21 protein-coding genes are annotated in these 24872 nt (G+C 44.0%); 17 read left to right on the forward strand and 4 right to left on the reverse strand.

What is annotated here, in order from left to right; translation table 11 throughout:
• The first annotated feature begins 7 nt into the window (after nucleotides 1-7).
• The 4 genes from JGK11_RS06395 to JGK11_RS06410 all read left to right on the forward strand — a co-directional run bounded on the left by JGK11_RS06395 (nucleotide 8) and on the right by JGK11_RS06410 (nucleotide 3372).
• Nucleotides 8-532, forward strand: coding sequence for a hypothetical protein (locus JGK11_RS06395; RefSeq protein WP_293211013.1), 525 nt, complete (start codon nucleotides 8-10; stop codon nucleotides 530-532).
• Nucleotides 529-1083, forward strand: coding sequence for a hypothetical protein (locus tag JGK11_RS06400; RefSeq protein WP_293211016.1), 555 nt, complete (start codon nucleotides 529-531; stop codon nucleotides 1081-1083). The genes JGK11_RS06395 and JGK11_RS06400 overlap by 4 nt, the downstream gene beginning before the upstream one ends.
• Before the next feature lie 38 nt (nucleotides 1084-1121).
• Nucleotides 1122-2270: a methyltransferase domain-containing protein gene (locus JGK11_RS06405; RefSeq protein WP_293211018.1), complete on the forward strand. Its 1149-nt coding sequence runs from the start codon at nucleotides 1122-1124 to the stop codon at nucleotides 2268-2270.
• A 253-nt stretch (nucleotides 2271-2523) separates the two neighbouring features.
• Entirely contained in the window at nucleotides 2524-3372 is an 849-nt protein-coding gene (locus JGK11_RS06410) for an ABC transporter ATP-binding protein (protein ID WP_293182475.1), read from the forward strand.
• 221 nt (nucleotides 3373-3593) lie between these two features.
• Here the strand turns inward: JGK11_RS06410 and larC are convergent, their stop codons facing one another.
• On the reverse strand, nucleotides 3594-5015 hold the full coding sequence (gene larC, locus JGK11_RS06415) for a nickel pincer cofactor biosynthesis protein LarC (protein WP_293211020.1): 1422 nt from the start codon (nucleotides 5013-5015) through the stop codon (nucleotides 3594-3596).
• Nucleotides 5016-5090: 75 nt separating this feature from the next.
• On the opposite strand from larC, the gene JGK11_RS06420 reads away from it, so the two are divergent.
• A complete protein-coding gene (locus JGK11_RS06420) occupies nucleotides 5091-5756 on the forward strand; it encodes an L-threonylcarbamoyladenylate synthase (protein ID WP_293182459.1) in 666 nt (221 codons plus the stop codon).
• A gap of 288 nt (nucleotides 5757-6044) precedes the next feature.
• On the opposite strand, the gene JGK11_RS06425 is transcribed toward JGK11_RS06420, so the two are convergent.
• On the reverse strand, nucleotides 6045-6329 hold the full coding sequence (locus JGK11_RS06425) for a DUF427 domain-containing protein (RefSeq protein ID WP_293182457.1): 285 nt from the start codon (nucleotides 6327-6329) through the stop codon (nucleotides 6045-6047).
• Nucleotides 6330-6426: 97 nt separating this feature from the next.
• On the opposite strand from JGK11_RS06425, the gene recQ reads away from it, so the two are divergent.
• From recQ to JGK11_RS06460, 7 genes are all read left to right on the forward strand, one after another.
• Complete coding sequence (gene recQ / locus JGK11_RS06430; RefSeq protein WP_293211023.1) at nucleotides 6427-8622, forward strand: DNA helicase RecQ; 2196 nt, start codon at nucleotides 6427-6429, stop codon at nucleotides 8620-8622.
• 60 nt (nucleotides 8623-8682) lie between these two features.
• Nucleotides 8683-9813 carry an AAA family ATPase gene (locus tag JGK11_RS06435; protein ID WP_293197787.1) on the forward strand — a complete coding sequence of 377 codons (1131 nt, stop codon included), beginning with the start codon at nucleotides 8683-8685 and terminating at the stop codon, nucleotides 9811-9813.
• Nucleotides 9813-10526: a hypothetical protein gene (locus tag JGK11_RS06440; protein WP_293190292.1), complete on the forward strand. Its 714-nt coding sequence runs from the start codon at nucleotides 9813-9815 to the stop codon at nucleotides 10524-10526. The genes JGK11_RS06435 and JGK11_RS06440 overlap by 1 nt, the downstream gene beginning before the upstream one ends.
• A gap of 349 nt (nucleotides 10527-10875) precedes the next feature.
• A complete protein-coding gene (locus tag JGK11_RS06445) occupies nucleotides 10876-11115 on the forward strand; it encodes a DUF2470 domain-containing protein (RefSeq protein ID WP_366035287.1) in 240 nt (79 codons plus the stop codon).
• Nucleotides 11116-11376: 261 nt separating this feature from the next.
• Entirely contained in the window at nucleotides 11377-13017 is a 1641-nt protein-coding gene (locus JGK11_RS06450; protein ID WP_293182449.1) for an AAA family ATPase, read from the forward strand.
• A 344-nt stretch (nucleotides 13018-13361) separates the two neighbouring features.
• Nucleotides 13362-14465, forward strand: coding sequence for a site-2 protease family protein (locus JGK11_RS06455; RefSeq protein WP_293182447.1), 1104 nt, complete (start codon nucleotides 13362-13364; stop codon nucleotides 14463-14465).
• A gap of 172 nt (nucleotides 14466-14637) precedes the next feature.
• On the forward strand, nucleotides 14638-16029 hold the full coding sequence (locus JGK11_RS06460; protein ID WP_293182445.1) for a hypothetical protein: 1392 nt from the start codon (nucleotides 14638-14640) through the stop codon (nucleotides 16027-16029).
• Nucleotides 16030-16244: 215 nt separating this feature from the next.
• On the opposite strand, the gene JGK11_RS06465 is transcribed toward JGK11_RS06460, so the two are convergent.
• A complete protein-coding gene (locus JGK11_RS06465) occupies nucleotides 16245-19913 on the reverse strand; it encodes a PAS domain S-box protein (protein ID WP_293182443.1) in 3669 nt (1222 codons plus the stop codon).
• Between the two features lie 128 nt (nucleotides 19914-20041).
• Here JGK11_RS06465 and JGK11_RS06470 point away from each other — a divergent pair, with 128 nt between their 5' ends.
• A complete protein-coding gene (locus JGK11_RS06470) occupies nucleotides 20042-20221 on the forward strand; it encodes a hypothetical protein (protein WP_293182441.1) in 180 nt (59 codons plus the stop codon).
• A 655-nt stretch (nucleotides 20222-20876) separates the two neighbouring features.
• On the opposite strand, the gene JGK11_RS06475 is transcribed toward JGK11_RS06470, so the two are convergent.
• A complete protein-coding gene (locus tag JGK11_RS06475) occupies nucleotides 20877-21263 on the reverse strand; it encodes an AbrB family transcriptional regulator (protein ID WP_293157313.1) in 387 nt (128 codons plus the stop codon).
• 493 nt (nucleotides 21264-21756) lie between these two features.
• Between JGK11_RS06475 and JGK11_RS06480 the strand changes: the two genes are divergently transcribed.
• The 4 genes from JGK11_RS06480 to pyrR all read left to right on the forward strand — a co-directional run bounded on the left by JGK11_RS06480 (nucleotide 21757) and on the right by pyrR (nucleotide 24737).
• Nucleotides 21757-22200 carry an Rrf2 family transcriptional regulator gene (locus JGK11_RS06480; protein WP_293182439.1) on the forward strand — a complete coding sequence of 148 codons (444 nt, stop codon included), beginning with the start codon at nucleotides 21757-21759 and terminating at the stop codon, nucleotides 22198-22200.
• Between the two features lie 33 nt (nucleotides 22201-22233).
• Nucleotides 22234-22635, forward strand: a complete 402-nt coding sequence (locus tag JGK11_RS06485) for a GFA family protein (protein ID WP_293182473.1) — start codon at nucleotides 22234-22236, stop codon at nucleotides 22633-22635.
• A 112-nt stretch (nucleotides 22636-22747) separates the two neighbouring features.
• Complete coding sequence (cbiB, locus tag JGK11_RS06490; RefSeq protein WP_293190289.1) at nucleotides 22748-23824, forward strand: adenosylcobinamide-phosphate synthase CbiB; 1077 nt, start codon at nucleotides 22748-22750, stop codon at nucleotides 23822-23824.
• Between the two features lie 379 nt (nucleotides 23825-24203).
• Nucleotides 24204-24737, forward strand: coding sequence for a bifunctional pyr operon transcriptional regulator/uracil phosphoribosyltransferase PyrR (gene pyrR, locus JGK11_RS06495; RefSeq protein ID WP_293182435.1), 534 nt, complete (start codon nucleotides 24204-24206; stop codon nucleotides 24735-24737).
• Nucleotides 24738-24872 lie beyond the last annotated feature (135 nt).

Consider the following 24872-nt stretch of genomic DNA (forward strand, 5'->3'; position numbering starts at 1 on the left):
CCAAAGAATGATTCAATCATTGCAATGGGATGGGTTGCGAACTCTATGGAACAATATCGAGAATCGTAGCACTCCAGGATGGGACGCGGGCAAAGCCTTTGAGTACCTGATTATCCGAGCATTTCAACTTGATGGTGCAGAGGTAAAATGGCCTTACAGCGTGACACTTTTTGATGAGGTAGTCGAACAAATTGATGGCGCTGTCCATTGGTTGGGACTTTCTTGTTTAGTTGAAAGCAAAGATTTTGCAGACAAAACAGTTGATATTACTCCTATTGCTAAACTTCGCAATCAACTTTTACGTCGTCCCGCAGGTACAGTTGGATTAATTTTTAGTCGTACTGGGTTCACCAATGCGGCTGTTAGCCTTTCATACTTTTCGCTGCCACAGGCGATTCTGATGTGGAATGGAGCAGAACTAAAATATGCCTTAGAACAGGAAAAAATTTGCGAACTATTAACTTTAAAATACCGTGCCTGTGTAGAAGAAGGATTGCCTAATTACAACGTTATCGAGGGAGATATTCAATGATTACTTACATTCTTTGTGAAGGGGCTTTTGATGCACAACTACTTAAAACTGTGCTACCAGAAAATTTACTCACTGATGTGGGAGTTGTTGTTGGTGGTAAAGTATATAATATTAAGTCACTAGCTATGTCTTTAATTGTGCGGCGGCGAGTACCAGTTCTGATCGTATTTGATGCAGATTCAGTAGTACCGGAGTTAGTTGAATTACGTCGCAACGATATTGAAGAAATACTTAAATTTGTAGCGGGTAAGACACCATTTAAAGTAGTTTCTGCTGTTCCTGAAATAGAAATTATCTTTTTTCAAGATGTCTCTTTGCTTTCGCGGTTGATAGGATACATTCCTCCTCAAGATGTACTTGACTTGGCAGTTTGTCAACCTAGAAAAGCTTTAGAAGAATTGATTGCCCGATCAGAAAATATTCACGATCGCTCACAAATAATCGATCATTTGACTAATGAAGATATTGAGATTTTACGATCGTCTTCAGTTATGCAGGAGATTGTTCACTTTCTTGATTCTGTACGTGAAACAGTAGCAGCTACTTTATAATACTCTAATTAATAACTTTGTTAATTTGAGTATAGATATTGTATGATTGGCGATTCACTTCCTGGTTGCAGGCTAATGCTTATTTGCAACAGCTAAAACTAGAGGAAAATACTGTTTCAAGTCTGCTCGAAATCATTGCCACCTACGAACTCAACTATGTAATTGTGTTTTTGTCGATCGCGAATGACAAGAAAATTTTGGATTTTGTGGCAAAAGTTGGCAATTTATGCGGTTCGCGTGCTATTAACATATATGCAAGCACTGGGAAGAATTTTAACCCTCCCGGAAATCCTAAAGTTTATTCAATTCTCCCTATGCCGAAATCACCATCAATCGAAATTTCCAAAGTAACTCGCTACCAAAATGCAGCGCTGAATTACTATTTGGGCTTGACAGAATCTCCCTATCTTCACTATGGCTATTGGGAAACCTTACCTGTGCCCGCTGATGAACTAACACTCGCGCGGCTACGCATCGCCCAGCAAGCTTATACGGATAAGTTGTTAGATTTTATCCCGAAAGACATTAAGACTGTCCTAGATGTAGGATGCGGGATTGGGGGAAATGCGGCTTATTTGCTCGATCGCGCTTTTGGAGTCGAAGGACTAGCGCCCGATCCGTTCCAACAACAGCGCTTTCTGAAGTGTACAGGCGATCGCGCCATCTTCCACCTCACCAAATTTGAAGACTTCCAAGCCACCCATTCCTACGATTTAGTCCTCTTTAGCGAAAGCAGTCAATATATGTCTGCTGTCGATATAGCTAAAGGTGCGGCGGCGGTGCTCAATCTTGGAGGATACGTACTGCTTGCGGATATGTTGCGCTCTAATCGTGATTATACAGAAGGAATGTTTTCTAACTGTCATGTTGTGGAAGAACTGGAATCTGCATTGATGCAAGCGGGGTTTAATTTAGTAAAAGCTGAGGATATTTCTGCTCATATTGTACCAACAATTGATTTGTATGTCGATACTTTCCGCAGGTATGGACTGAACACAATGATTTATGTTGCAGATTTAATTTCGATCGCGGTTCCGCCGATTCATAAAATTCTGCGTTGGATATTTCGCCGCTGGTTTAAGAAATTGGTGGTTGAAGGATTGGAGGCGAGTCAACTTTTTGAGCAGCATCTCTGTTATGAGATTCAACTTTGGCAGTTGAGAGAAAAAGATGAACGCAGCAAATAGAAGATTGGGCGGTTGAAACCGCGTCTATACAAATTGCTGTAATTGTCATTGCGAGCTCCTAGCGAATCAATCGCATAATCTCGGGGATTGCTTCGCTAAGAGCTCGCAATGACATATTGCAGTTGATAGTATTTAAATTTAATTTTTGTGCGGGCTAGAAGCCCACCCCACAAATCCCAATTACCAATTACCAATTACCAATTACCAATTACCAATTACCAATTACCAATTACCAATTACCAATTACCAATATATGTCTCAATCAATTCTAGAATTCGATCGCACTTTTTACTCATATCCCTGCACTTCGCGAGTAGCAATTCACGATTTAAGCCTCAAAATCCCGGCGGGGAAGCGCTGCGGGCTCATCGGTCAAAACGGCTGCGGCAAAACCACCTTGTTTCTGCTAGCAAATGGCTTGTACCAACCGCAACAGGGAATCATTCGCTGGGAAGGCGAACCGTTTCGTTACGATCGCAAATCTCTCATGAAACTGCGCCAACAAATCGGACTCGTCTTTCAAAATCCCGAACATCAGTTAGTTGCTTCCACAGTCGAAGAGGATATCTCCTACGGATTGTACAATCTAGGATTGCCAGAATCCGAAATTGCTCAACAGGTAGAAAAGGCGATCGAGCAATTCAACTTAAGCGAACTCGCCCGCGAACCAATCCACAACCTTAGTTTAGGACAAAAAAAGCGCGTTTCCATCGCCGATATCATGGTACTCAAACCCAAACTGCTGCTGCTAGACGAACCTACCGCCTATCTCGATCCGCGCCACACCAAACAACTGATCGGTTTGCTGCAACAAATTCACGCAGCCGGAACCACCATACTTTTAGCAAGTCACGACCTCGATTTCATCTATCGCTGGGCCGATTGGGTGTTTGTGATGGATTGCGGAAAACTGATTCTAGAAGGCACACCCGAAGCCGTTTTTGCCCAGCGGGATGTCTTGGAACAATTGCAACTTGGCGTACCGCTGGCGATCGAGCTAATCGACCAAATAAAGGATCTCATTGACAAAAATCCTAACTCAAAACTGCCCGCTTTCGAGGAATTGCAACAACAAATTTTACAAACCCGCAGACTGCTGTAAAAACCTGTAAAAAACCTTTATGTAAGGTGTCCATTGTGTACCTACTCAAATCAACTGCCAAGGGTGCATCTGGTTTTTGAAGCCTGAAGAAGCATGACCGTATATAAGTTATTAGTTATAATCCCATATTGACTGCGGTCATGCTTCGCCCCTACGGATATATTTGCCTTGCACAGGTCGCTGCACCCACTGTCAACTGTCAACTGTCAACTGTCAACTGTTTAACGATCGTACCAAAGTTGCAGCGCCAACCGATGAACTTCGCGCCAACTAACATTTTTAAGTCTGGCAATTTCCGCACAATCTTCGTATTCCGGCTGTACATTAACAATCGTTTCTCCCGACTTAGCAACTTTTATTTGCACTTCGCCGTATTCTGTTTGAACTTTCTGGATTTCTCTATCCAAAATAGTTCTCTGTTGAGTCGATCGCCTAATTCCCAGAGTAGTAGTCTCTCGAAACATCACAGCTTCGCAAGCATCCTGAAATTCGGGATGACAAATCACACTTAACAAAACCCCCAGCCGCGACTTTTTCATCACAATTGGTGTAGTAAAAACATCCAGAGCTCCGGCGAGAAACAAAGCATCAAAAACATACCCAATAGCCTGCGGGTTTAAATCATCAATTTGCGTTTCCAAAACACAGACTGTTTCTTGGGAATGGGGCATTGGGAATGGGGCATTGGGCATTGGGAATTGATTAAATACTTCCTTCTCCCCTCTTCCTTCTTCCTTCTCCCCTCTTCCTTCTTCCTTCTTCCTTCTTCCTTCTTCCTTCTCCCCAATCCAGAGGCGCAAAATATTAGGAATTGCCAGATTTCGCGAACCTGCACCCAAACCAATTAGCTGAACTTGCATCGGTGGCGGCGGGCCAAAAGCAGAGGCGAGAGTACAGGCGATCGCAGTTCCTGTAGGAGTGCACAATTCGCGATCGATTCCATTACTATAAACCGGTACTCGGTGCGTTTCCCACAACCGCATCACAGCAGGCGTAGGTACAGCTAACCTACCGTGGGCCGCCTTCACCGTACCCCCACCAGTCGGCATCGGCGAAAAGTAAAACTCATCAATATCCAACCAATCCAAACCCAAACAAGTACCGACAATATCAACAAGTGCATCCGTAGCCCCCACCTCGTGGAAGTGAACCTCACTGGGGGGAATACCGTGTACGGCAGCCTCTGCATCTGCTAACTTGCCAAATACGGCCAAACTCCAAGCTTCCACCCGCGGAGGCAATTTTGCAGCGACGATAATTTGCTCAATTTCTGGTAAGTGGCGGTGATGAGTGTGGCTAATTTCCGCATCTGCTTCGCCGTGAGTGTGAGAATGTTCTTCCCCGTGATGGTGGTGGCGCGCATCGAAAGTCGGCGATTCAGTTTCCGAGGGATCGAGGGCGGAGTCAGCAGCCAGATTGTTTGATTTTAAAGGCAAATCCGCAGCTAAATCGACATAAAATTTAGTTGCTTGTTGAGTATTGCGGTGAACTAATTCGGCCCGCAATTGGTACTCAGTCGAAATGCCTAGTAAATGGAGTTTTTCGATTAGGTACTCTAAGGGAACGCCCGCGTGTACAAGAGCTCCGAGGCACATATCGCCAGCAATGCCGGTTGGGCAGTCAAAATAAGCTATTTTATTCATTATTAACAATTAATTTTCAACATTGATTGTTTTAGCACATTTGTCGATCGCCCACTTAGCCTGGAATATATTAACATGGCAATTATTTACGGACTCCATCCAGTTGCACCCCAGAAAGACCGAATCGAGAAGATTACAAAAGCTCTCAAAGATGGGGCCGTGATGCTTTATCCCACAGATACAGTTTACGCGATCGGCTGCGATCTCAACTCCAAATCTGCCGTAGAACGAGTCAGGCGGATCAAGCAACTATCCAATGATAAGCCTTTAACATTTATGTGTTCCTCATTGTCAAATATCACCGAGTATGCTGCCGTCACCGATGAAGCATACAGAATCATCAAGCGGTTAATCCCCGGGCCCTACACATTTCTGCTACCAGCTACCAAATTAGTGCCCAAATTGGTAATGAACCCAAAACGCAAAACCACGGGAATTCGCGTTCCCAACCACCCGCTTTGTTTTACACTTCTAGAATCTTTGGGAAATCCGATTATTTCCACATCTGCTCACATTACCACTGATGATGAAGGTGCTGCACCAGTACCTGCTGCAAAAGCAGAAAGCTTTGGCAAAGCTGAACTATTTGACTGTTTTTTAAAGTTAGTAGATATCATTGTCGATGATGATTCCGATCCAGGATATCAAGTTTCTACCATTCTCGATTTAACTGAAAACAAACCAATTGTCGTTCGTCGCGGTTTGGGATGGGAAGCGGCCGCCGCTTGGGAACAAGATTAAAAATTAAGAGGAATTAGACTTGAATTGCAAAACTCGCAAATTATCTTGAATTAATCTCCGTCCATTCTTCAACCCACGGAGGTGGGTTTGGTTTGTATAGACGCGGTTTCAACCGCCCGGTATTATATCATTCTTCAACCCACTGAGGTGGGTTTGGTTTGTATAGACGCGGTTTCAACCGCCCGGTATTATATCAAATTTAATTCAAATAACCCGTAGGGACACAACAACGTTGTGTCCTCTATCTTGACTTGTCTAAATCGTGGCTAAGAAACCTGCGAAAAAGACCTAAGCCTCCACCTTAACTCCTTTCCAAAAAGCAACATATCCTGCAATATTTTTAGCAGCATCTTTCGGAGTAGGATAGTACCAAGCAGCATCCTTATTAACCTGTCCGCCGACTTCAACACTGTAGTAACTAGCAACACCTTTCCAACCGCAAGTAGTGTGAGTGCTGCTATCCTTGAAATACTCGCGGTTGATGGCATCCGCCGGGAAATAATAGTTATTATCTACCATTTCGCACTTATCGCTCTCGGCCAAAACGGCACCATTCCAAATTGCTTTCGGCATCGGTTTATCTGCTTAAATTGAGATTCTCAAATATTGTAACTGTATTTGTGCTCAAAAGACCTAGAATAAGGTTGAAGTCAACAACCAATTACTGCAAATGTCAGGGTCGAATCCGCCAACATCTCTCGCGCCCTCATCCCTCGAACAATCCCTCAAACATTTCTTTGGCTATGACTCTTTCCGCCCGGGCCAGCGGGAAATTGTCGAAGCTGCTTTACAACAACGCGATATGATGATTGTCATGCCGACTGGCGGTGGCAAATCTTTGTGTTTTCAATTACCGGCTTTGTTGAAACCGGGATTGACGGTGGTGGTTTCGCCGCTGATTGCCCTGATGCAAGACCAGGTGGAAGCTTTGCAGGATAATGGGATTGGGGCGACTTTTCTCAACAGCACTTTGAGCGCGATGGAAACCCGATCGCGCGAAACAGCAATTCTCGAAGGTAAAATTAAACTACTGTACGTTGCGCCCGAACGCTTGCTGGGCGAGAGATTTTTACCGTTTTTAGATATAGTAGCTTCTAAGTTAGGAATTTCGGCATTTGCGATCGACGAAGCCCACTGCGTTTCGGAATGGGGACACGACTTTCGACCAGAATACAGGCAAATGGAGCGAGTGCGCGATCGCTACCCAGACATCCCCATTATGGGACTAACAGCCACCGCCACCGAGCGCGTCCGCCAAGACATCATCCAGCAGCTAAACCTGCGAAATCCCTACATCCACGTCGCCAGCTTCAACCGCCCCAACCTATACTACGAAGTCCGCCAAAAAACCAAGCACAGTTTTGCCGAAGTCTTGCAAATCATCCAAAAAAAAGGCGGTTCAGGAATCATCTACTGCCTCAGTCGCAAAAAAGTTGACGAAGTTGCCTACAAATTGCAGCAAAGTGGCATCCAAGCCCTACCATACCATGCCGGAATGAGCGATGTAGATCGATCGACCAACCAAACCCGATTCATCCGCGACGACGTACAAGTAATGGTAGCAACAGTCGCCTTCGGCATGGGAATCAACAAACCAGACGTGCGATTTGTAATTCACCACGACTTACCCAAAAACCTAGAAGGATACTATCAAGAATCAGGCCGCGCAGGCAGAGACAACGAACCATCCCACTGCACCTTATTTTTCGGATTCGGCGATGTCAAAACCATCGAATACATCATCGAACAAAAACCCGACGAACAAGAACAAAGAATAGCCCGCCAACAACTACGGCGAGTAATCAACTATGCAGAATCCAGCGATTGCCGCCGCACAGTCCAACTAAGTTATTTCGGCGATTCATTTCCCGGCGATTGCGGCAACTGCGACAACTGTTGCAACAAAAAACCCGTAGAAGACTGGACGCTTGAAGCCATGAAATTTCTTTCCTGCATCGCCAGATGTCAAGAGAAATTCGGGATGAATCACATTATAGACGTACTGCGGGGTTCCAAAAGTCAAAAAATATTGCAATACCAGCACAACCAACTTTCCACCTACGGCATTGGCAAAGATAGAACTGCCGACGAGTGGAAAAAGTTAAGTCGTTCGCTGATCAACCAAGGTTTTTTAGACGAAAAAACAGACGGCTTTCCCATCTTGAAACTCAACGAAAAAAGTTGGGAAATCATGAAACGCCAGCGCACAGTTGAAATCGCCATCGAAGCGCCGCGGGAAGTACAGGCAAGAGTGCGGTCTTTAGCCGTAGAAGTAGAAGGCTTATTTTCCATATTGCGAAGTCTCCGCAAACAAATTGCCGACGAACAATTTGTACCGCCTTACGTAGTTTTTGCCGATAGAAGCTTGCGAGACATGGCAGAAAAACGCCCGCAAAATCTCACCGAATTTGAAGAAGTTTACGGCGTCGGTAGCAACAAGCGAGATAAGTACGGCAAAGTTTTCTTAGAGGCAATTCACGCTTTTTGCCAAGAACAAGGATTGCCAATCGGTACAGCATCTGCTGATGTCGCAAATCTTCCCACTCTTGCTAATGCTCCATCTTATTCGCAGATGCAAACCTGGGAATTATACCGCCAAGGTTTGACGGTTCAAGCCATAGCCAATGCGCGGGGCATGAGTCCGACTACTATTGCGGGACATCTGGTAGAATTGATGGATATGGGCAAGGAAGTTGATATAAATTTGTTGGTAGAATCGGAAAGCCAACAGGCTATTGTACAAGCAATTGAAGTTGTTGGAGATGAGAGATTGAGAGTAATTTATGAGTATTTGCAAGAACGTTATACGTTTGAGGAAATTAAGTTTGTCCGCGCTTGGTGGCGGCAAAATTATGTCAGCTTTTAACCGCTGATATCGGCGGATTAACGCTGATGGACGCAGATGATTAATAGATAGGAGCGGAAAATGAGAATTAAGAAAGTAGCTTTTTGCGATCGTGTATTAGAGTGGCGTTTTGAACCAATCTATTTTTCCAATCTTGCCTTGCTAGTTGGGGTATCTGGCGTTGGCAAAACTCAAATACTCAAAGGAATTTCGAGGTTAAAAGAGATAGCAAATGGTGCTTCATTAAATGGCTTAGCGTGGGATATCACATTTTCGACAATAGATGATGATGTGGAGTACCAATGGCAAGGCGAGTTTGAAACGAAAAAAAATCCTGTCATAATTCCTAATCAGGCAGACGAAGCCAGTAACTTTAGGATTGTCCGCGAGCATTTATCTAGAAATGGAGATACAATTATCGAAAGAAACTCTACTGAAATCAAGTTTAAAGGTAACACAACGCCCAAATTATCACCTTTTCAAAGCGCAGTACAAATCTTAAATCAAGAGGAAGATATTTTACCTGTTCAGCAAGGTTTTAATAAAATCATTTATAGTGACAATCTTAGTGTTTCTTTTAATGCAGTTTTTGGTATGCCTCACAGGGTAATATCGATATTTTCAACTAATATTTTCTCACTAGATGATATCAAATCAAGTAATTTACCAATTTTAATCAAAATTGCTTTAATTGCTCGCCATCACCCAGATACTTTTCATGAAATCAAACGCAAATTTATAGATATATTTCCTCAAATTGAAGATATTAAAATAGAAGCAGTCGAAAATGATGACAATCCATTATTTCCGAATTTTCCGATTCAGATCAAAGAGAAAAGTATCAATGATTGGATTTTGCAAAATAACATTTCGTCGGGAATGTTGAAAACGCTAATTCTCATTAGCGAACTGTACTTGTCGCCACAAGGAACTGTAATTCTGATCGATGAATTTGAAAACAGCTTGGGGATTAACTGTATCGATGTTGTTACCGATTTGCTCACGGAAAACCGAAATATTCAATTTATCCTCACCAGTCATCACCCGTACATAATCAACAATATCAGCATGGAATACTGGAAAATAGTAACTCGCAAGGGAGGTGTAGTAACGGTAACTGATGCGAAAGATTTGAACCTGGGAAAATCTAGGCATCAGGCTTTTACACAATTGATTAATCTCGAAGAATACAGCGAGGGAATTAAAGTTTAATGAATCTGTATTTTTTAGTCGAAGGGATGCAATCGGAGAGAAAAGTTTATCCAGCTTGGTTAAGTCATCTGTTGCCTGAATTAACACGAGTTCAGAGTTACGATGAGGTGAATGAAAAAAATTATTACCTGATTAGTGGTGAAGGATATCCATCATTATATGATTTTATTCCTCCTTCGATTGAGGAAATTAACTTAAGTGGAAAATACAACTATTTTGTAGTGTGCTTTGATGCGGAAGAAAATACTGTTGCGGAAAGGTACGCAGAAATTTATGATTTTTTAAATCAGGAAAAGCTAGTATTAAAAAATACAGAACTTGTGCTAATTGTTCAAAATCGCTGCTTGGAAAGTTGGCTTCTGGGCAATCGCAATATTTATTCAAGACATCCTCAACATTTAAGAGATCATCAAAGCCAACTTTTATTAGATTTATTAGATTATAATAAGTATTACGATGTTTCCATTGAGTGTCCTGAAAAGATGGGAAGATATCACAAATTTCATACTCACGCTCAGTTTCACGGAGCTTATTTGAGAGCATTATTGGCAGCTAAACACACCACATATTCTAAAACAAGACCCGGAGATGCACTCAAGCCCTTTTATTTGGAACAGCTATTGAAAAGAATTGAAGAGAAGCCAGAACAATTGACTACTTTTCGTCATTTTGTCGATTTTTGTAATAGAGTTAAATCTAAATTGCAGCATTAAATCGCAATAATTACAGAAATTACGCAGAACATCTAGTCGATCGCACCGATCGCTCTCTTAACTATCAAACAATATATCTTCAGGATATTGACAGAATTTATAAAATGTGTTGTTAACTCTCGAATTTTTGTGAAACTAGCTATTTACCCGATCGCCCTTAAATCGCATACAGTCATATAATCCCGCGGATTGAGAGATAACGTGCATACAGTTCGTGGATAACAAACAAATTTACGCATCGATTTGACTCGCTAAAATCATTTGAATTTAATCTTAGCAAATTGCGAAGTATCTTGTCAACTCCGATTCACAGTACAATCGATCGCAATATTGCATATGAGGAATCCCTATGTCAGAAAAGTTTTCCACCGAAATTAGCGATCGCATCTGCACTCACATGAACGACGATCGCGCTAGCGCCGTAGTTTTGTACGCTCAAGCCTACGGTGGCCAACCCGAGGCGACATCAGCTCAAATGCTCGCTATTGATGCCAACGGCATGGATTTAACAGCTCAAGTCAATGACGAAATAGTGCCAGTCAGAGTAAAGTTCGTAGGCGTAAGCCGGGGCGTAGCCATCGCACTTTAGTAGACGCCGAAGATGCTCACCACACTCTCATTGACATGGTGAAACAAGCCCGAAAAGTTGCTAAGTAGCCAAATTATCCCTATTCTGTTATAATTTCAAAGTTCGTTCGTAGTACGGACTTTAGTCCGTTTAAATCCTTGATATGGACTAAAGTCATTACTACAAACCTTGAGTCTGGTGAAATGATTAATAAGGACTAAAGTCCTTACTCCAAACAAAATATTTAATCAAGTTAAATTTACATCTAAGATATCAAATAAAATGACAGAAAAATACCCCAATTCTAAAGAATTAGATGCCCGAAATGGCAGTAAAAATAACCCTTTCGATGCCCTAATCAAGCGACTGGATTTGATGATTCGCGCCCGGTACTCCCTGCTGTACATTGTCGGCGCCGAAGAAGAACCAGTCGAAGCTGTAATTGCCCAAGTAGCGCTGCAAGTAACACCCGCGCGCCGAGTATTGTTCTGGGATATCGTGCGCGGCTGGGAAGATAACGGTTCTGGAAAAGGTTCAGTAATGGCAGCGCTCGATCGCATCGGCAAGACCGCTGTCGAAGAATATACTCTATTTGTACTCCGAGATTTGCACCCAATCTTGAAATATCCCTACAGCAGTACAAGTGCTCCTGTAATCCGGGAATTACGTAATTTAACCAGGGAATTGAAGCGCAGCAAAAAAACGATCGTCCTCACTTCTCACGCGCTAGAATTGCCGGAGGAATTGAAAGAAGAAGTAACAGTAATTGATTTCCCTTTGCCCAACATCCAAGAAATCAATCATTTAATTTCCCACGTTGTGGAAAAGCCGGAACAGTTGCAAGTTAGCGGCTTAGTAAAGGAACAATTAGTTAAAGCTTGTCAAGGTTTGAGCCGCGCTCGCATCGGGCGGGTTTTAGCTAAAGCTTTGGCCGCCAAACAGCAAATTAACGAGTCAGATATTGACGGAGTTTTGGAAGAGAAACAGCAAGCAATTCGCCAAACCGGAATTTTGGAGTTTTGCAACTCCCGAGAATCCTTAAAAAATGTCGGCGGATTGGAGAATTTGAAACAGTGGGTAAAGATGCGGCAAGATGCTTTTACTGACGAAGCCCGCCGCTACGGTATACCCAATCCTAAGGGCGTTTTGTTAGTAGGAATTCAAGGAACGGGCAAATCTTTATCGGCGAAAACTATTGCTTGTGAATGGCGTTTGCCGCTGCTGCGCTTGGATACTGGCAGATTGTTCGGCGGCATTGTCGGGGAAAGCGAAAGCCGGGTTCGGCAAATGATACAATTGGCAGAGGCGATCGCACCTTGCGTCTTATGGATCGATGAAATAGATAAAGCCTTCGGCAACATCATCAGCGGCGGCGACGGCGATTCGGGAACTTCGCGCCGGGTATTCGGCAGTTTGATCACTTGGATGCAGGAAAAAACTAGCCCAGTGTTTATCGTCGCAACTGCAAATAACGTGCGGATTTTGCCCGCTGAGTTGCTGAGAAAGGGCAGGTTTGATGAGATTTTCTTTTTGAATTTACCCTCGGAATCAGAAAGGCAAGATATTTTTAAGGTGCATTTACAGCGTTTGCGCCCCACTAGATTCCGCGACTTTGATTTGGCAATTTTGGCGAAGTCTTCTGAGAATTTTAGCGGTGCGGAAATTGAGCAAGTGGTGATTGATGGATTGTACCGGGCTTTTGGCACTTTTGTGAACGGGCAGCGCCGGGATTTGATGACGGAGGATGTTTTGAGGTCGATCGAGGATACAGTACCATTAGCTGCGATCGCGCGATCGCAAATTGAAGATTTGAAGCACTGGGCTGCCGAAGCAGGTGCGAGAACAGCTTCTAACGATACTCGATTGATTGATGAATTGAAGCGTTACAGCCGGCCGCTGGGTGAAGATGCGATCGATAATTAACTGAATTTCGGTTCGTAGTAAGGACTTTAGTCCTTAATTCAGAGGACTGAAGTCCGAACGATCAAACCGGGTGCATCTGGTTTTTGAAGCCTGAAGAAGCATGACCGCATATAAATTATTAGTTATAATCCCATATTTTCTGCCGTCATGCTTCGCCCCTACGGATATATTCGCTTGCATGGAGATGCACCCTACGAACCTTACTCGACGGTGATTATTCCGCAAACCGAACCTCCCCAGACGGATAACACCCTAATTCAACCATTAACATCTCAGTTACATTTCGTTACGATAAGGAAACAGAGAGCAAAAAACTCTCACCCATAATATCAGAGGTAGCCATTATGAACGGTACATTTCGCGTCGGCAACCTGTTTGGAATTCCCTTTTTTGTCAACGCTTCTTGGTTTTTAGTCCTGGGTTTAGTAACTTGGCAATACGGCGGCGCACTAGCAGCCCTGTTTCCCACATTAGGCCCCGTAGCGCCGTGGCTGCTAGGATTACTCGCAGCCCTGCTGTTATTTGCTTCCGTCTTAGCCCACGAATTAGGACACAGTTGGGTAGCTATCAAACAGGGAATTGGCGTGAAATCGATTTCGCTATTTCTGTTTGGCGGACTGGCTAATTTAGAAAGAGAATCGAAAACCCCAGCCGAAGCATTTTGGGTCGCCATTGCAGGCCCGTTAGTCAGCTTATTTTTGGCTGGTTTGTTAACAGTTATCGGCGTCGGTGCAGCCCTCACAGGCCCAGCCGCAGCCATCGTTCAACTTTTAGCTTCCATCAACCTAGCTTTAGCCTTATTTAACTTAATTCCCGGCTTGCCCCTCGATGGCGGCAACATCCTCAAAGCGATCGTCTGGAAGATTACCGGCAACCCTTACAAAGGCGTAATTTTTGCCAGCCGCGTCGGTCAAATCATTGGCTGGATTGCCATTGCTACAGGCATCTTCGGCAATATTTGGAATCTAGTAATCGGTTGGTTCTTGCTGCAAAATGCCGGTCAGTCTGCACAGTATGCCACAGTCCAAAATGAACTCGCAGGACTCACAGCCGCAGATGCTTTGACTGCCGAAAGCCCGATCGTCCCAGAAAACTTATCCCTCAGAGAATTTGCCAACAACTACGTCATCGGTAGCACTCACACCTGGCGCCGGTTCCTAGTTACCGATGATGCCGGACAATTGGTAGGTGCGATCGACCTTGACGACATGAAAACCATCCCCACCGGAAGCTGGCCCCAAGTTCAAGTTAAAGAGCTCGTGAAGCCGATCGAATTTTCCACCACCGTCAAACCCGAATTGTCCCTCCTCGAAGTCGTCACCCTCCTCGAACAACTCAAAGTCCAAGAACTCCCCGTCACAGGCGAAAACGGCGTCCTAGTCGGGCTTGTAGAAAAAGCTGAGATTGCCCGCCTCCTGCAAAGACGAGCTCAAGCAAACCCTGCTTGACACCCTCAGATACTTGACAAATAACAGTTAACCCCCTCGATTTGCCTTACCAAAAGGGCGATCGGGGGGCTTAACTGTAGCTACCCAAAAGTCAAGTAAAATACTAAATTATTAGCTGCAAAGCAGCAATAAATAACTATAATAGTGTATTGATCATCTGAGCGAGGACGGTATGCCATCTCAGAACGTTACCTCTCAATCCGAAACCCAAGAGTCAAAAGTTCTACCTACTCTAAAAAACAATATATTGCCCGAGGCGCGATCGTCTCAACCAACAGCTCAATTACAAAAATCAGAGCTGACAGTTTTCGCAGCTCAAGAGATCGTTTACAAATTTTTCATATATCACATCAACAACTCGGAACCAGAAGTTAGTCTCCAGGAATTCAAAAAAATCTTTATAGAACTAATTGCTCCAGTTAACCCTAAATTAATTCAATCCCTATACATAATAATTGAATTTAACAGTCAACAAGAATTTAACAACTTATTTAAACGCTGCTCTTACATCTTATTAAATAACTGGATATCCAACAAACAATACGAACTTGCTCGGAAATTAATTACAATTATTAGCGAGAGAACCCTCAGCGAGCCTCACGCAGACAATATTCTCAAAAGACTGAAAGTGTGGCTGACAAACTTTGTCAGCAGCCAAGACTATGAAAACATCAAATTATTTGTATTGAAGTACGGCGACTACCGGCCCGTAGAAAAGCACTGGACTTCTCGCTATCAGCCTTATTTGCTAGCCACTCAATATCTCGATACTAAAAACACCCTCGAAGCACGCCAAACTGCCAAACTCTTGTCCCAGAAGTTAAAAGACAAGTATAAGTTTGACCTAGCAATGTATACATCTCGCTCTCAGTCAGCCACATTCAAATTTAAAAATTATCATAATCCCACACTTTTAGGAGAGGAAGCCCTGCGTTTAATCAAAATAATTTTGGTCAACCGAGGCTCGTTGAACTATCGCAGCTTAGCCAATCTTTTTATCAGTCACAGTCAAAATATTACCTACAAGCAGTTCAAGGAATCTCTGATTAAGTATTTATGTTATTACAATGAAAAAAAAAATAGTTCTGATATTTATCACCAACAACTCATCAATATTTTAGATAATTTTCATCCCCAGAATGACGAAGAAAGTTTGAACAGTAGCCTGTTGCTCAGAACTTGCAATTATCTAATCAAATGTTTGACAGTGGAAAATTCTGGGGAACCAACCGCCTTATTTCTAATTTTCGTGACTCAACTAAATCCTTTAACGCTAGCGATTTTGATGCTAAAGATAATTTTAATCTCACCGTATTCCCAAACCTACTTAGAACTTTGTTTTGCTCGATTAATTGAATACTATCAAGATAACTCCGCTGCTGAATGTCAGTGGCTAATTAAATTTTTAGAAGTTTGCCAGATTGCTCTAACTATTTATGGAGACAATGTTCAATACAATCTAGTGAATATGTCAGACAACAATCAAGAGGAACATTTGTTTATCGACCTCAATAACTGTCGAGTTTTTTCTCAACACAAACAAACACCCAAAAATCGAGATTAGTCATTAGCGCTGTCCCCGCTCGCGAACATTATTAGCGATGTATTCGTAGGGTGCGTCGCCATGAAAAATCCCTAAACTTAATCGGCAATCTGATAGCGACGCACCTTATACCAATTCACTATGAAGGTACACGCTCATACATGGTAAAGTAGAGGAGAGCAAATGTTGATTTTTTCGGGGAGAACTGGTATTAGTCATTAGTCATTAGGTGTACCCTACAGCTCAAATTTTGCAATCAAATCCAGTATCTTTTGATAATCAAAATTATCTAAATAATTCATCATAACTTCGGCAAAAATAGGATTATCGCTGCGAATTTCCTCAATTGTTTTGGCAATAAAATCGAAGTCAGCCTGATGGACTGCCTGTTTGAGATTGCGCGTCCATTCTGGGGAAACTTGCGGCTTAGAGTCCAACGTAAATATTGCAGCACTATCAGATATTTTTTCGGTAACAATAGTTGAACTCTCCGATACATTATTTACTGTAACATATTTATTGATAAGTTCAACAGGGCCGACTCCCGTCACAACTTGAATATCAAATTTGAAGACTGTGCCGCGTCCAACTTCGCTCTGGGCGGTAATGTCACCGCCCATTAATTTGATGAACTCGCGGCTGATACTTAATCCTAAACCTGTACCTTTTTGAACTTTTTGACCAGATGAACTTTGCACGAATAATTCAAATATACTGTCTAATTCCTCGGGGATAATTCCTAACCCTGTATCGGCAATTTCAAAGTAAATAAAAGCATTATTTTTTTGAGCTTCTGATAGATTGATATTATTATTTGGTTCTGGAGATATAGCTACTTCTATTCTGGGTCTTACTGTTACTGAAATTGAGCCTTTTTGGGTGAATTTAACGGCATTATCTAACAAATTAATCAGCACTTGTCGCAACTTAACATCATCAGCTTGTACGTACTGAGGAACATCGGGCGAGCGGTTGACAATTAATTGCAATTCTTTATTTTGTGCGGGAAGTTGAAACATATTTTGCACGTCGCCCAGCAAACGGTACAAGTCAAAGTTTTTTGGGTTGAGTGTCATGCGTCGAGCTTCAATTCTAGATAAGTCTAATATTTGATTAATGAGTTGAAGCAAGTGTTCTCCGCTGCGACGAATAATTTTAATATTCTCTTGTTCCTGCAAAGTTAAATTAGCACTGGGTTCTATTAATTGAGCAAAGCCGAGAATGGCGTTGAGGGGTGTTCGCAATTCGTGGCTCATGTTGGCAAGAAAGATGCTTTTAGCTTTGTTGGCAGCTTCTGCGGCTTCTTTGGCTTGTTTGAGTTCTTGTTCTGCTTGTTTGCGATCGCTAATATCAAGTATTATGCCGTGCCAGACGATATCTCCATTTTCGCGCAATTCTGGGCGAGAATAGCCTTGCAGCCATTTGAGTTTTCCCGATGCTGTCACAATCCGCCACTCGTGGGAAAATGGTTCAAGATTTGTGGCGCTGTTGACAATTGCCTCGAAGTGGCTGGGGCGATCGTCCGGGTGCATTTGTTCGTAGAGTAAAGCAGAGTTGTTTTTGACTTCCTCCGGCTCTAATTCTTGAATTTCTCGGCACATAGGACTGATATATTCCATCTTGACTGAGCCGTCGGGATGTTGCACGAATATGTAAAGTTCTCCGGGAACCGTGATCGCTAATTTGTGAAACAGAGCTTCGCTTTTTTGCAAGGCTAATTGTGCTTGTTTGCGATCGCCAATATCAATCCCAAATCCAAAAAGAAAGTCAAAATTGCCATTTTCATCCAAAACGGGCGTACCGTGCCACTCGACTAACAAACCCCGATCCGACTTGGTGACAATCCGGTGCTCATTAACCGTTTGCGGGCTGGCTTTGACGGCCTTAAAAATCGAGTGCAATCCGGCTCGATCGCCCTCGGGTACAAATATAGCTAAATAATCTTTGCCGATAACTTCTGCGGCAGTATAGCCCACAGCTTGCAGCATACAGTCATTCACCCGCAGGATTTTACCCTCACAGTCGATCGCCACAAAAAATATCGGAGAATTTTCGATAATCTTGAAGTTAAAGTCGCGCTCTTTGCGGATAATTTTTGTAGCTTGCTTGCGCTCCTCAATTTCGATTTCCAAGCGGGCATTGATTTCGGCTAACTCGGTTGTGCGCGAAGCTACTTCAATTTCCAGAGTCCGGTTGTAGTCAGCCAATATTTTTTCTGCTTGTTTGCGATCGGTGATATCTTGAAAAACAATAATCACATACAGGACATTGCCAAGAGCGTCAAACACCGGCATCGATCGCACTTGCAAAGGAATAATTTTCCCACCGAGGCGAATTTCCATATCTTCAACAATCATTGTTGCACCCCTCACAGCCCGTGCAAACGGGGACTTATCGATCGGGTACAGCCGATCGGTGCCTGCTACATAAAGCTGATAAGTTTCTGAGAGCCCTGCTGCGGTTGTACTTGGCATTGCCCTTTTGCCAGTGAGCTCTTCTCCCACCGAATTCATAAAAATAGTGCTACCTGTGGGAGTCAGGGCTGTGACTCCAACGGGCAAGCTTTCTAACAACTTGGCAAATTTTTCTTCACTAGACGCCAAAGCTTCAAAAGATTTTTTCAATTGAGCGGCCATTTCATTAAAAGACTGGGCTAATTTACCGACTTCATCCAGCCTGCTCACACCAACAGTGCGATCGAATTCTCCTTGGGCAATATCTTTAGCTGCTGCGTTGAGACGCAGCAGCGGCAGCGTTACCCACCTAGCTGTCAGAACTCCGGCAATGGTCGATAGCAGTAGCGCGGCCACACAAAGTACAATCGTATTGCGGGTATTTCTGTTAACTTGCCCCATGAAATCGGATTCGGGAACTGCGATCGCAATCAGCCAGTTCAAACCGTAACTATCAGAAAAAGGCACCACTGCCACAAAATAATCCTGCCCGTCTCGGTTAAATTTCAGTTGATGCTGCTGCTTAATCTCGCCAAAGCCCCCGAAGTATTCGTACAAATGCTTAGCTGCGGTACGAATAACAGGAGTTTGGCTGTCTAAAACATTCAGCCGCTCCGGCTGGTGCTTTCCCGACAACTTTCTAAAGGGTGATTCTTGACTCGAACTGGCAACCAGCAAGCCCGATCGTTCGATCGCGAAAATTTCCCCCGTTTTGCTAAACCTGAGGCGATGGAGATATTGCTGAATTTCCAAGATCGAAAAGTCTACCGCACTAACTCCCAGCAATTTACCATTGCGATCGCGAATCGGTTGACTCGCAGCAATAAACACAGTCCCCGGAGTGAAACCGGGGTAAATGCTCGTCCAAATTGGTTTGTTAGCTGCGACAGCTTCTTTGTACCAAGGGCGCTGGCGAGCATCGTAGGTTCCTGCTTCTACTTTTAATTGAACCGTGCGAGTTCCTCTGTTGTCTGTAGCGTAGTAAATGTTCTGAGAGTTGGTAGATTTGTTAGCGACGACAATTTGCAAGCTCTTGTCCTTAGGGTTGCGCCAAATGGCGAGACATTCTCCTGAGTTTTCAGAACCGAGGGACATCCACTGAATGCTTTTAAACGATTGCATTTGCTGCCAAAGGAACTTTTCTGCCCGAGGCTGGCGGCTTTCTAACTGTAAGTTTAATTCCTTGCGATCGATCGCTTCAGCGTTGAGTTGATTTACCCAGTGAGTATTTTCGAGAACACCACTCAGCTTTTCTTCAACTCTTTTCCCCGTCTCCCCGATCAATTTCTGGGCGAGCTCTTCGACTGCTCTTTGTCCGTTGCGAAAGGAAAAATATCCGACCATCCCGACTGCTGCGACGATTTGCACCACAAAAGAGCCGACTAGAACGCAGCGCAGAGGTATTTTTGTGGGTTGTCGGACAGTTTGAAAGGCGAATCGGGACAAAGGCATAGGCTGCTGACTAATTGCTCCCTAACACTGTAACTGTTTCGACCCATAATTTCACGTAGGGCGATCGAAGCTGGTTGCTTCGGTGTCAGTCGATTTTAGATTTTAGATTTGAGATTTGAGATTTGGGAATGATCGAGCTCGTGCTGGCGATCGCCAGCACGAGAGTTGCATCAGACAAGATTGGAAAAGTCACTCTCCAATCGGGAAATACATCTGCTTGTCCGTCAAACTTCATCCTGAAATCCCTCGAACCTGTTCCTTTTCCTTCTTCCCTCTTCGTTGTTCGGGTGCATCTGGTTTTGGAATAGGGCGAAGCATGACCGCATATAAGGAGGGAGCATCTCAATTTGGCATTTACAGTGCGAGCGTCCCCGCTCGCGTGCTTGTTTGTACAAGCACGCGAGCGGGGACGCTCGCACTACGATAAAAAATGCTTCTTGCAAAACTGAGATGCTCCCTATAAGGAATGAGAATTAAATAACTTACAATTTTAATGATTGTGGGATGGGCGTCCCGCCCGTCTATAAGGGACGGGCGGGACGCCCATCCCACTTTTAAGAGTGTAAGTTATTAAATTTTCGTTCCTAAGTTATTAGTTATCATCTCATATTGACTCTTGTCATGCTTCGCCCCTACGGATATATTCGCCTTGCACAAGCCGCTGCACCCCGTTGTTCGAGCAACTGTCAACCGTCAACTATCAACTGTCAACTATCAACAGCTACGCGGAAAATCCCCCGCTTGTCCAAACGGATATAGCGAGGGGCGAGAATAGGTATTCTCAGAAAATATAAAGTAGTAGCACTGACTTTTATCGAGCCATTGCCATCTATAGAATCCATACTGTTTTAGGCGCACTGAAAAATTTCAGAACAAAATTTCAGAGCCCACTCTCTGCCAGCAGTCAATGCTTGAAGTCAAACCAACCCGTTCAAGCAAGAATTCAAAGCAAATTGTAAAGACCTAGGATACTTCTTCGCGATCGATTTGGCGCAGGTGAATGTGCTTGCGTCCCAGAGAAATTTCAAATTCATCTCCTGGCTGGAGTTCCATCTGCTTGGTGTAGGCAGCTCCAATCAGTAAGTTGCCATTAGATTGAACGCTAATCCGATAGCTAGCCGAGCGTCCGCCGCGTCCGTTGCCGTTTTGCTTCCCATCTAGCTGAATGCCTTCTGCATCAATCAGCGCATTCAGGAATTTCATCATGTTGACCCGTTCTACGCCGTTCTTGGTAACGGTATAGTAGCCACAGGCTCTAGCTTTTTCTTCCTTGGTCAGATTCTCTAGGTCTTTGACCTTTTTGATCAGATCTTCGCCTTCAAGGGGTTCGATATTTTTCTTTTTAGCCATTTACTGAGTCCTGAAATATTCAAGTGGTGTACGGATTTTTTCTCGGTTGGTTTTTGGTTTGACCAAGAAAGTTTAGCTTTATAGCCGGTCTTGACATACTCCCCCACCTAAAGGCGCTGGGATTCTGGGTTCAAACAGCGATTGCAGGTTCTTCACCTGTCTAACATCACCTCGCCCACAGGTTGATGCCCCAACCTGTTTGAGATTTTTTGAAATAAGAGAGTTGAGACCGGATTTTTATATCTCGCGAATCAACAAAGTCTACTCTATCATGAAAGCCGTCTTTTTAGGATGGGGCTTTAAACCCAATTGTTTGATAAAACTATATTACACCGATCGGCTCAATTGTTAACCACTATTGTCTAAATATTTTTAACAAGGTGGAGTCTTTCTTGAGGAGTAGCTGCCAGGAGCGTGCGAGCAATCTCTAAACTAGGTAGCATAAGCTATCAGCTATCAGCTAGCTGAATATTTGCCCCGCTCTTAAAATCCCATGAAGTTAACCACACGCGGACACTACAGTGTCAAAGCTCTACTGGATCTAAGTTTGCAACCTCGGTTCGGGCCGACATCGGTGAAATCGATTGCGAACCGACAGGAGTTACCCGCTCCATATCTAGAAAAATTGCTGATTGAAATGCGACGAGCCGGTTTAGTCCAATCTGTTCGGGGTTCCCAGGGAGGATATCAATTGGCTCGGGAGCCAGCTCAAATCTCTTTAGGACAAATCTTAGAGGCTGTAGGGGAAACTATTGAACCTTTACCTCGACATTCTCCTGACGCTACCCAACCAGAGGACTGGGTAACATTCAGTTTGTGGAACCGATTGCACAAAAAACTGGCCGAAGCGCTGTACAGTATTTCCCTCGAAGACTTATACTATGATGTCCGCAGTTGGCAAGCTGCTCTCGGAGAAGAAACTAGCTTTATCATTTAGATGGTAAGTTCATTCATTCGATCGCCAACTCACATGGACGCAACACTTGTTACCTACTCTGGTGGCACACGTTGCGGTGCTGTCCGCTTCACAGTCACGGTTGACAAACACTCGTCATCTGACTGCAACTGCTCTATCTGTAAAAAGAAAGGATTTTTGCACCTGATTGTGCCGCCCGAACGTTTTACCTTGCTCTGCGGGGAAGATGTTTTGACAACCTATACATTTAATACAGGCACTGCTAAACATACTTTCTGCCGGATTTGTGGGATTCACTCGTTCTATCGTCCCCGATCGCATCCCGATCAATTCGATGTCAACGTCCGCTGTCTTGACGACTATGCCGTTTCCCAATTTCAGATTCTACCCTTTGACGGTGTTAATTGGGAACAGAACGTACACGAACTGCACGACGAAAGTCATCTCAGCAGTTAAAATCGGCTCTAAAAAATCACACTCCGCTCGATGTAGCAGCAGTTAAAACAGCAGCTACCCGATCGCTCACTAGCGATCGAAGGGACTATCATGTTGAACACCATATATAATAATGCCGGATGAATTTACTGTTTTGATTTTAGCTGCGGTATTGGATTATTCGATCGGCGATCCTTGGGGTTGGCCGCATCCCGTGCAGGCGATGGGTTGGGCGATCGACCGCTATACTCGATTTGTCTTTAATATATGGAACAATCCCGCAGACAAAATGCCTCTCTCTGGCGATCGTCCCCCAGGCGAGCGGCACCAACTGCTGCTACGATGTGCTGGTACAATACTAGCGATCGGGCTGATTATAGGCAGTTATACTGTCAGTTGGTCGATCGTCCTTGCTGCTAGTTGGGTGCATCCTGTTTTAGGCATTGCCCTACAAACCATTTTGCTGGCTAGCTGTTTTGCCGGTCGCAGTTTGAGGGCGGCTGCTGAAGACGTGCTAGCGCCTTTAAATGTTGGAGATCTAGTCAAGGCGCGAGAAAGGTTGAGCCTTTACGTCGGTCGGGATACCGAAAACTTATCTGAGCCAGAAATTCTGCGAGCATTGTTAGAAACTGTAACAGAGAATGCAGTAGATGGCGTGAGTGCCCCGCTATTTTATGGATTAGTTGGGTTCGCTCTGCCGCATCTATTATTAACTGTTATCGATCGACCGATCGCTCCTGACTCGATGTGGGATCTGGCGATAGTTCCCTGTGCGATCGCCTACAAAGCAGCTAGCACATTAGATTCTACCGTCGGCTACAAAGAAGCACCATACACAGATTTAGGATGGTTTAGCGCCAAACTAGAAGACGTGCTGACATGGATTCCTTGTCGGCTAACAGTGATTACTTTAGCCCTGATATCTGGCAAACCGATCTACGTTTGGCAGATTTGTCAGAGAGATGCTGTTAAAGATGCCAGTCCCAATTCCGGTTGGAGCGAGTGCGCCTACGCCGCCATCTTGGGAGTACAACTGGGAGGTACAAATTCCTATCGGGGAGTTATCAAACACAAACCGCTGTTAGGCGAGTCGATTCGTGCGATCGCACCGCAGCAAATTGACCAAGCATTGCAATTAACTCGGTATTGCTTTCTGATTTGGTTGGGACTATCATTGCTTGTTTATACTTTATTATGTTTTGTTCCCTAACAATGGGCCTGACCCGCAGACAGATACAGCCCTCCGACAGGAGTCTGGAAGGGGAGTATCTTAGTTTTGCATTTATAGTGCGAGCGGTATAATACTCGCGAGCGGGGACAGCACTATAATAAAAGATGCTTTTTTCAAAAATGAGATGCTCCCTCTGGAAGAGCCAAACAAGTTTCGACGTTAGTAGTTCTACTCCCAGATTCAACTGTCAAGTCAATCTAAAATCTAAAATCGTTCGACGCTGACACTAACGCCGAAGTCTCACATCTAATAATTGTTCCAACCCTGAGATTAATTTGTCCAGTCAATCTAAAATCTAAAATCTAAAATCTAAAATTGTTCGATTCGCCAACAGCCAACCATTAGCTCGCAGCCAGCAATGACTAAAATTATTAAGATTTTATCCCCGGATGAAGTGAGGCGCACTCTCACCCGCGTCGCTTCCCAGATTGTCGAAAAATCAGGAGCTCCTTCGGACTTAGTGCTGTTGGGGATTCATACTAGAGGAGTGCCTTTAGCTCAAATGTTGGCAGCTCAAATTGAAGTCCTCGAACAAGTCAAAGTATGCGTGGGTGCTTTGGATATTACGTTTTACCGAGATGACTTGGATCGAGTTGCGATGCGGACACCTGCTAAAACAGAAATTCCTTTCGATTTGACCGGCAAAACGGTGGTGTTGGTAGATGACGTTATATATAAAGGTAGAACAATTCGAGCGGCTTTGAATGCGGTAAACGATTACGGGCGGCCGGAGAAAATTTGGTTGGCGGTATTAGTCGATCGCGGCCACCGAGAAGTACCGATTCAGCCGGATTTTACGGGTAAAAAGTTGCCGACAGCCAAGGAAGAACAAGTTAAGGTGTATGTTCAAGAACTTGACGGGCGCGACGGAGTGGAATTGATTAAGGGTTGATGTCGCTCGTTAGCCTCGAAACATCCGGGACACAACTGACTTAGGTACGTAGTTGCGCTTTAGCGCTCTTTGCTTCATGAAAGAGCGCTGAAGCGCAACTACGTACCTTAACGGCAGAAACAGATTCTCAGTTTT

The sequence above is a fragment of the Microcoleus sp. PH2017_34_RAT_O_A genome (assembly GCF_020737885.1).
GTDB lineage: Bacteria > Cyanobacteriota > Cyanobacteriia > Cyanobacteriales > Microcoleaceae > Microcoleus.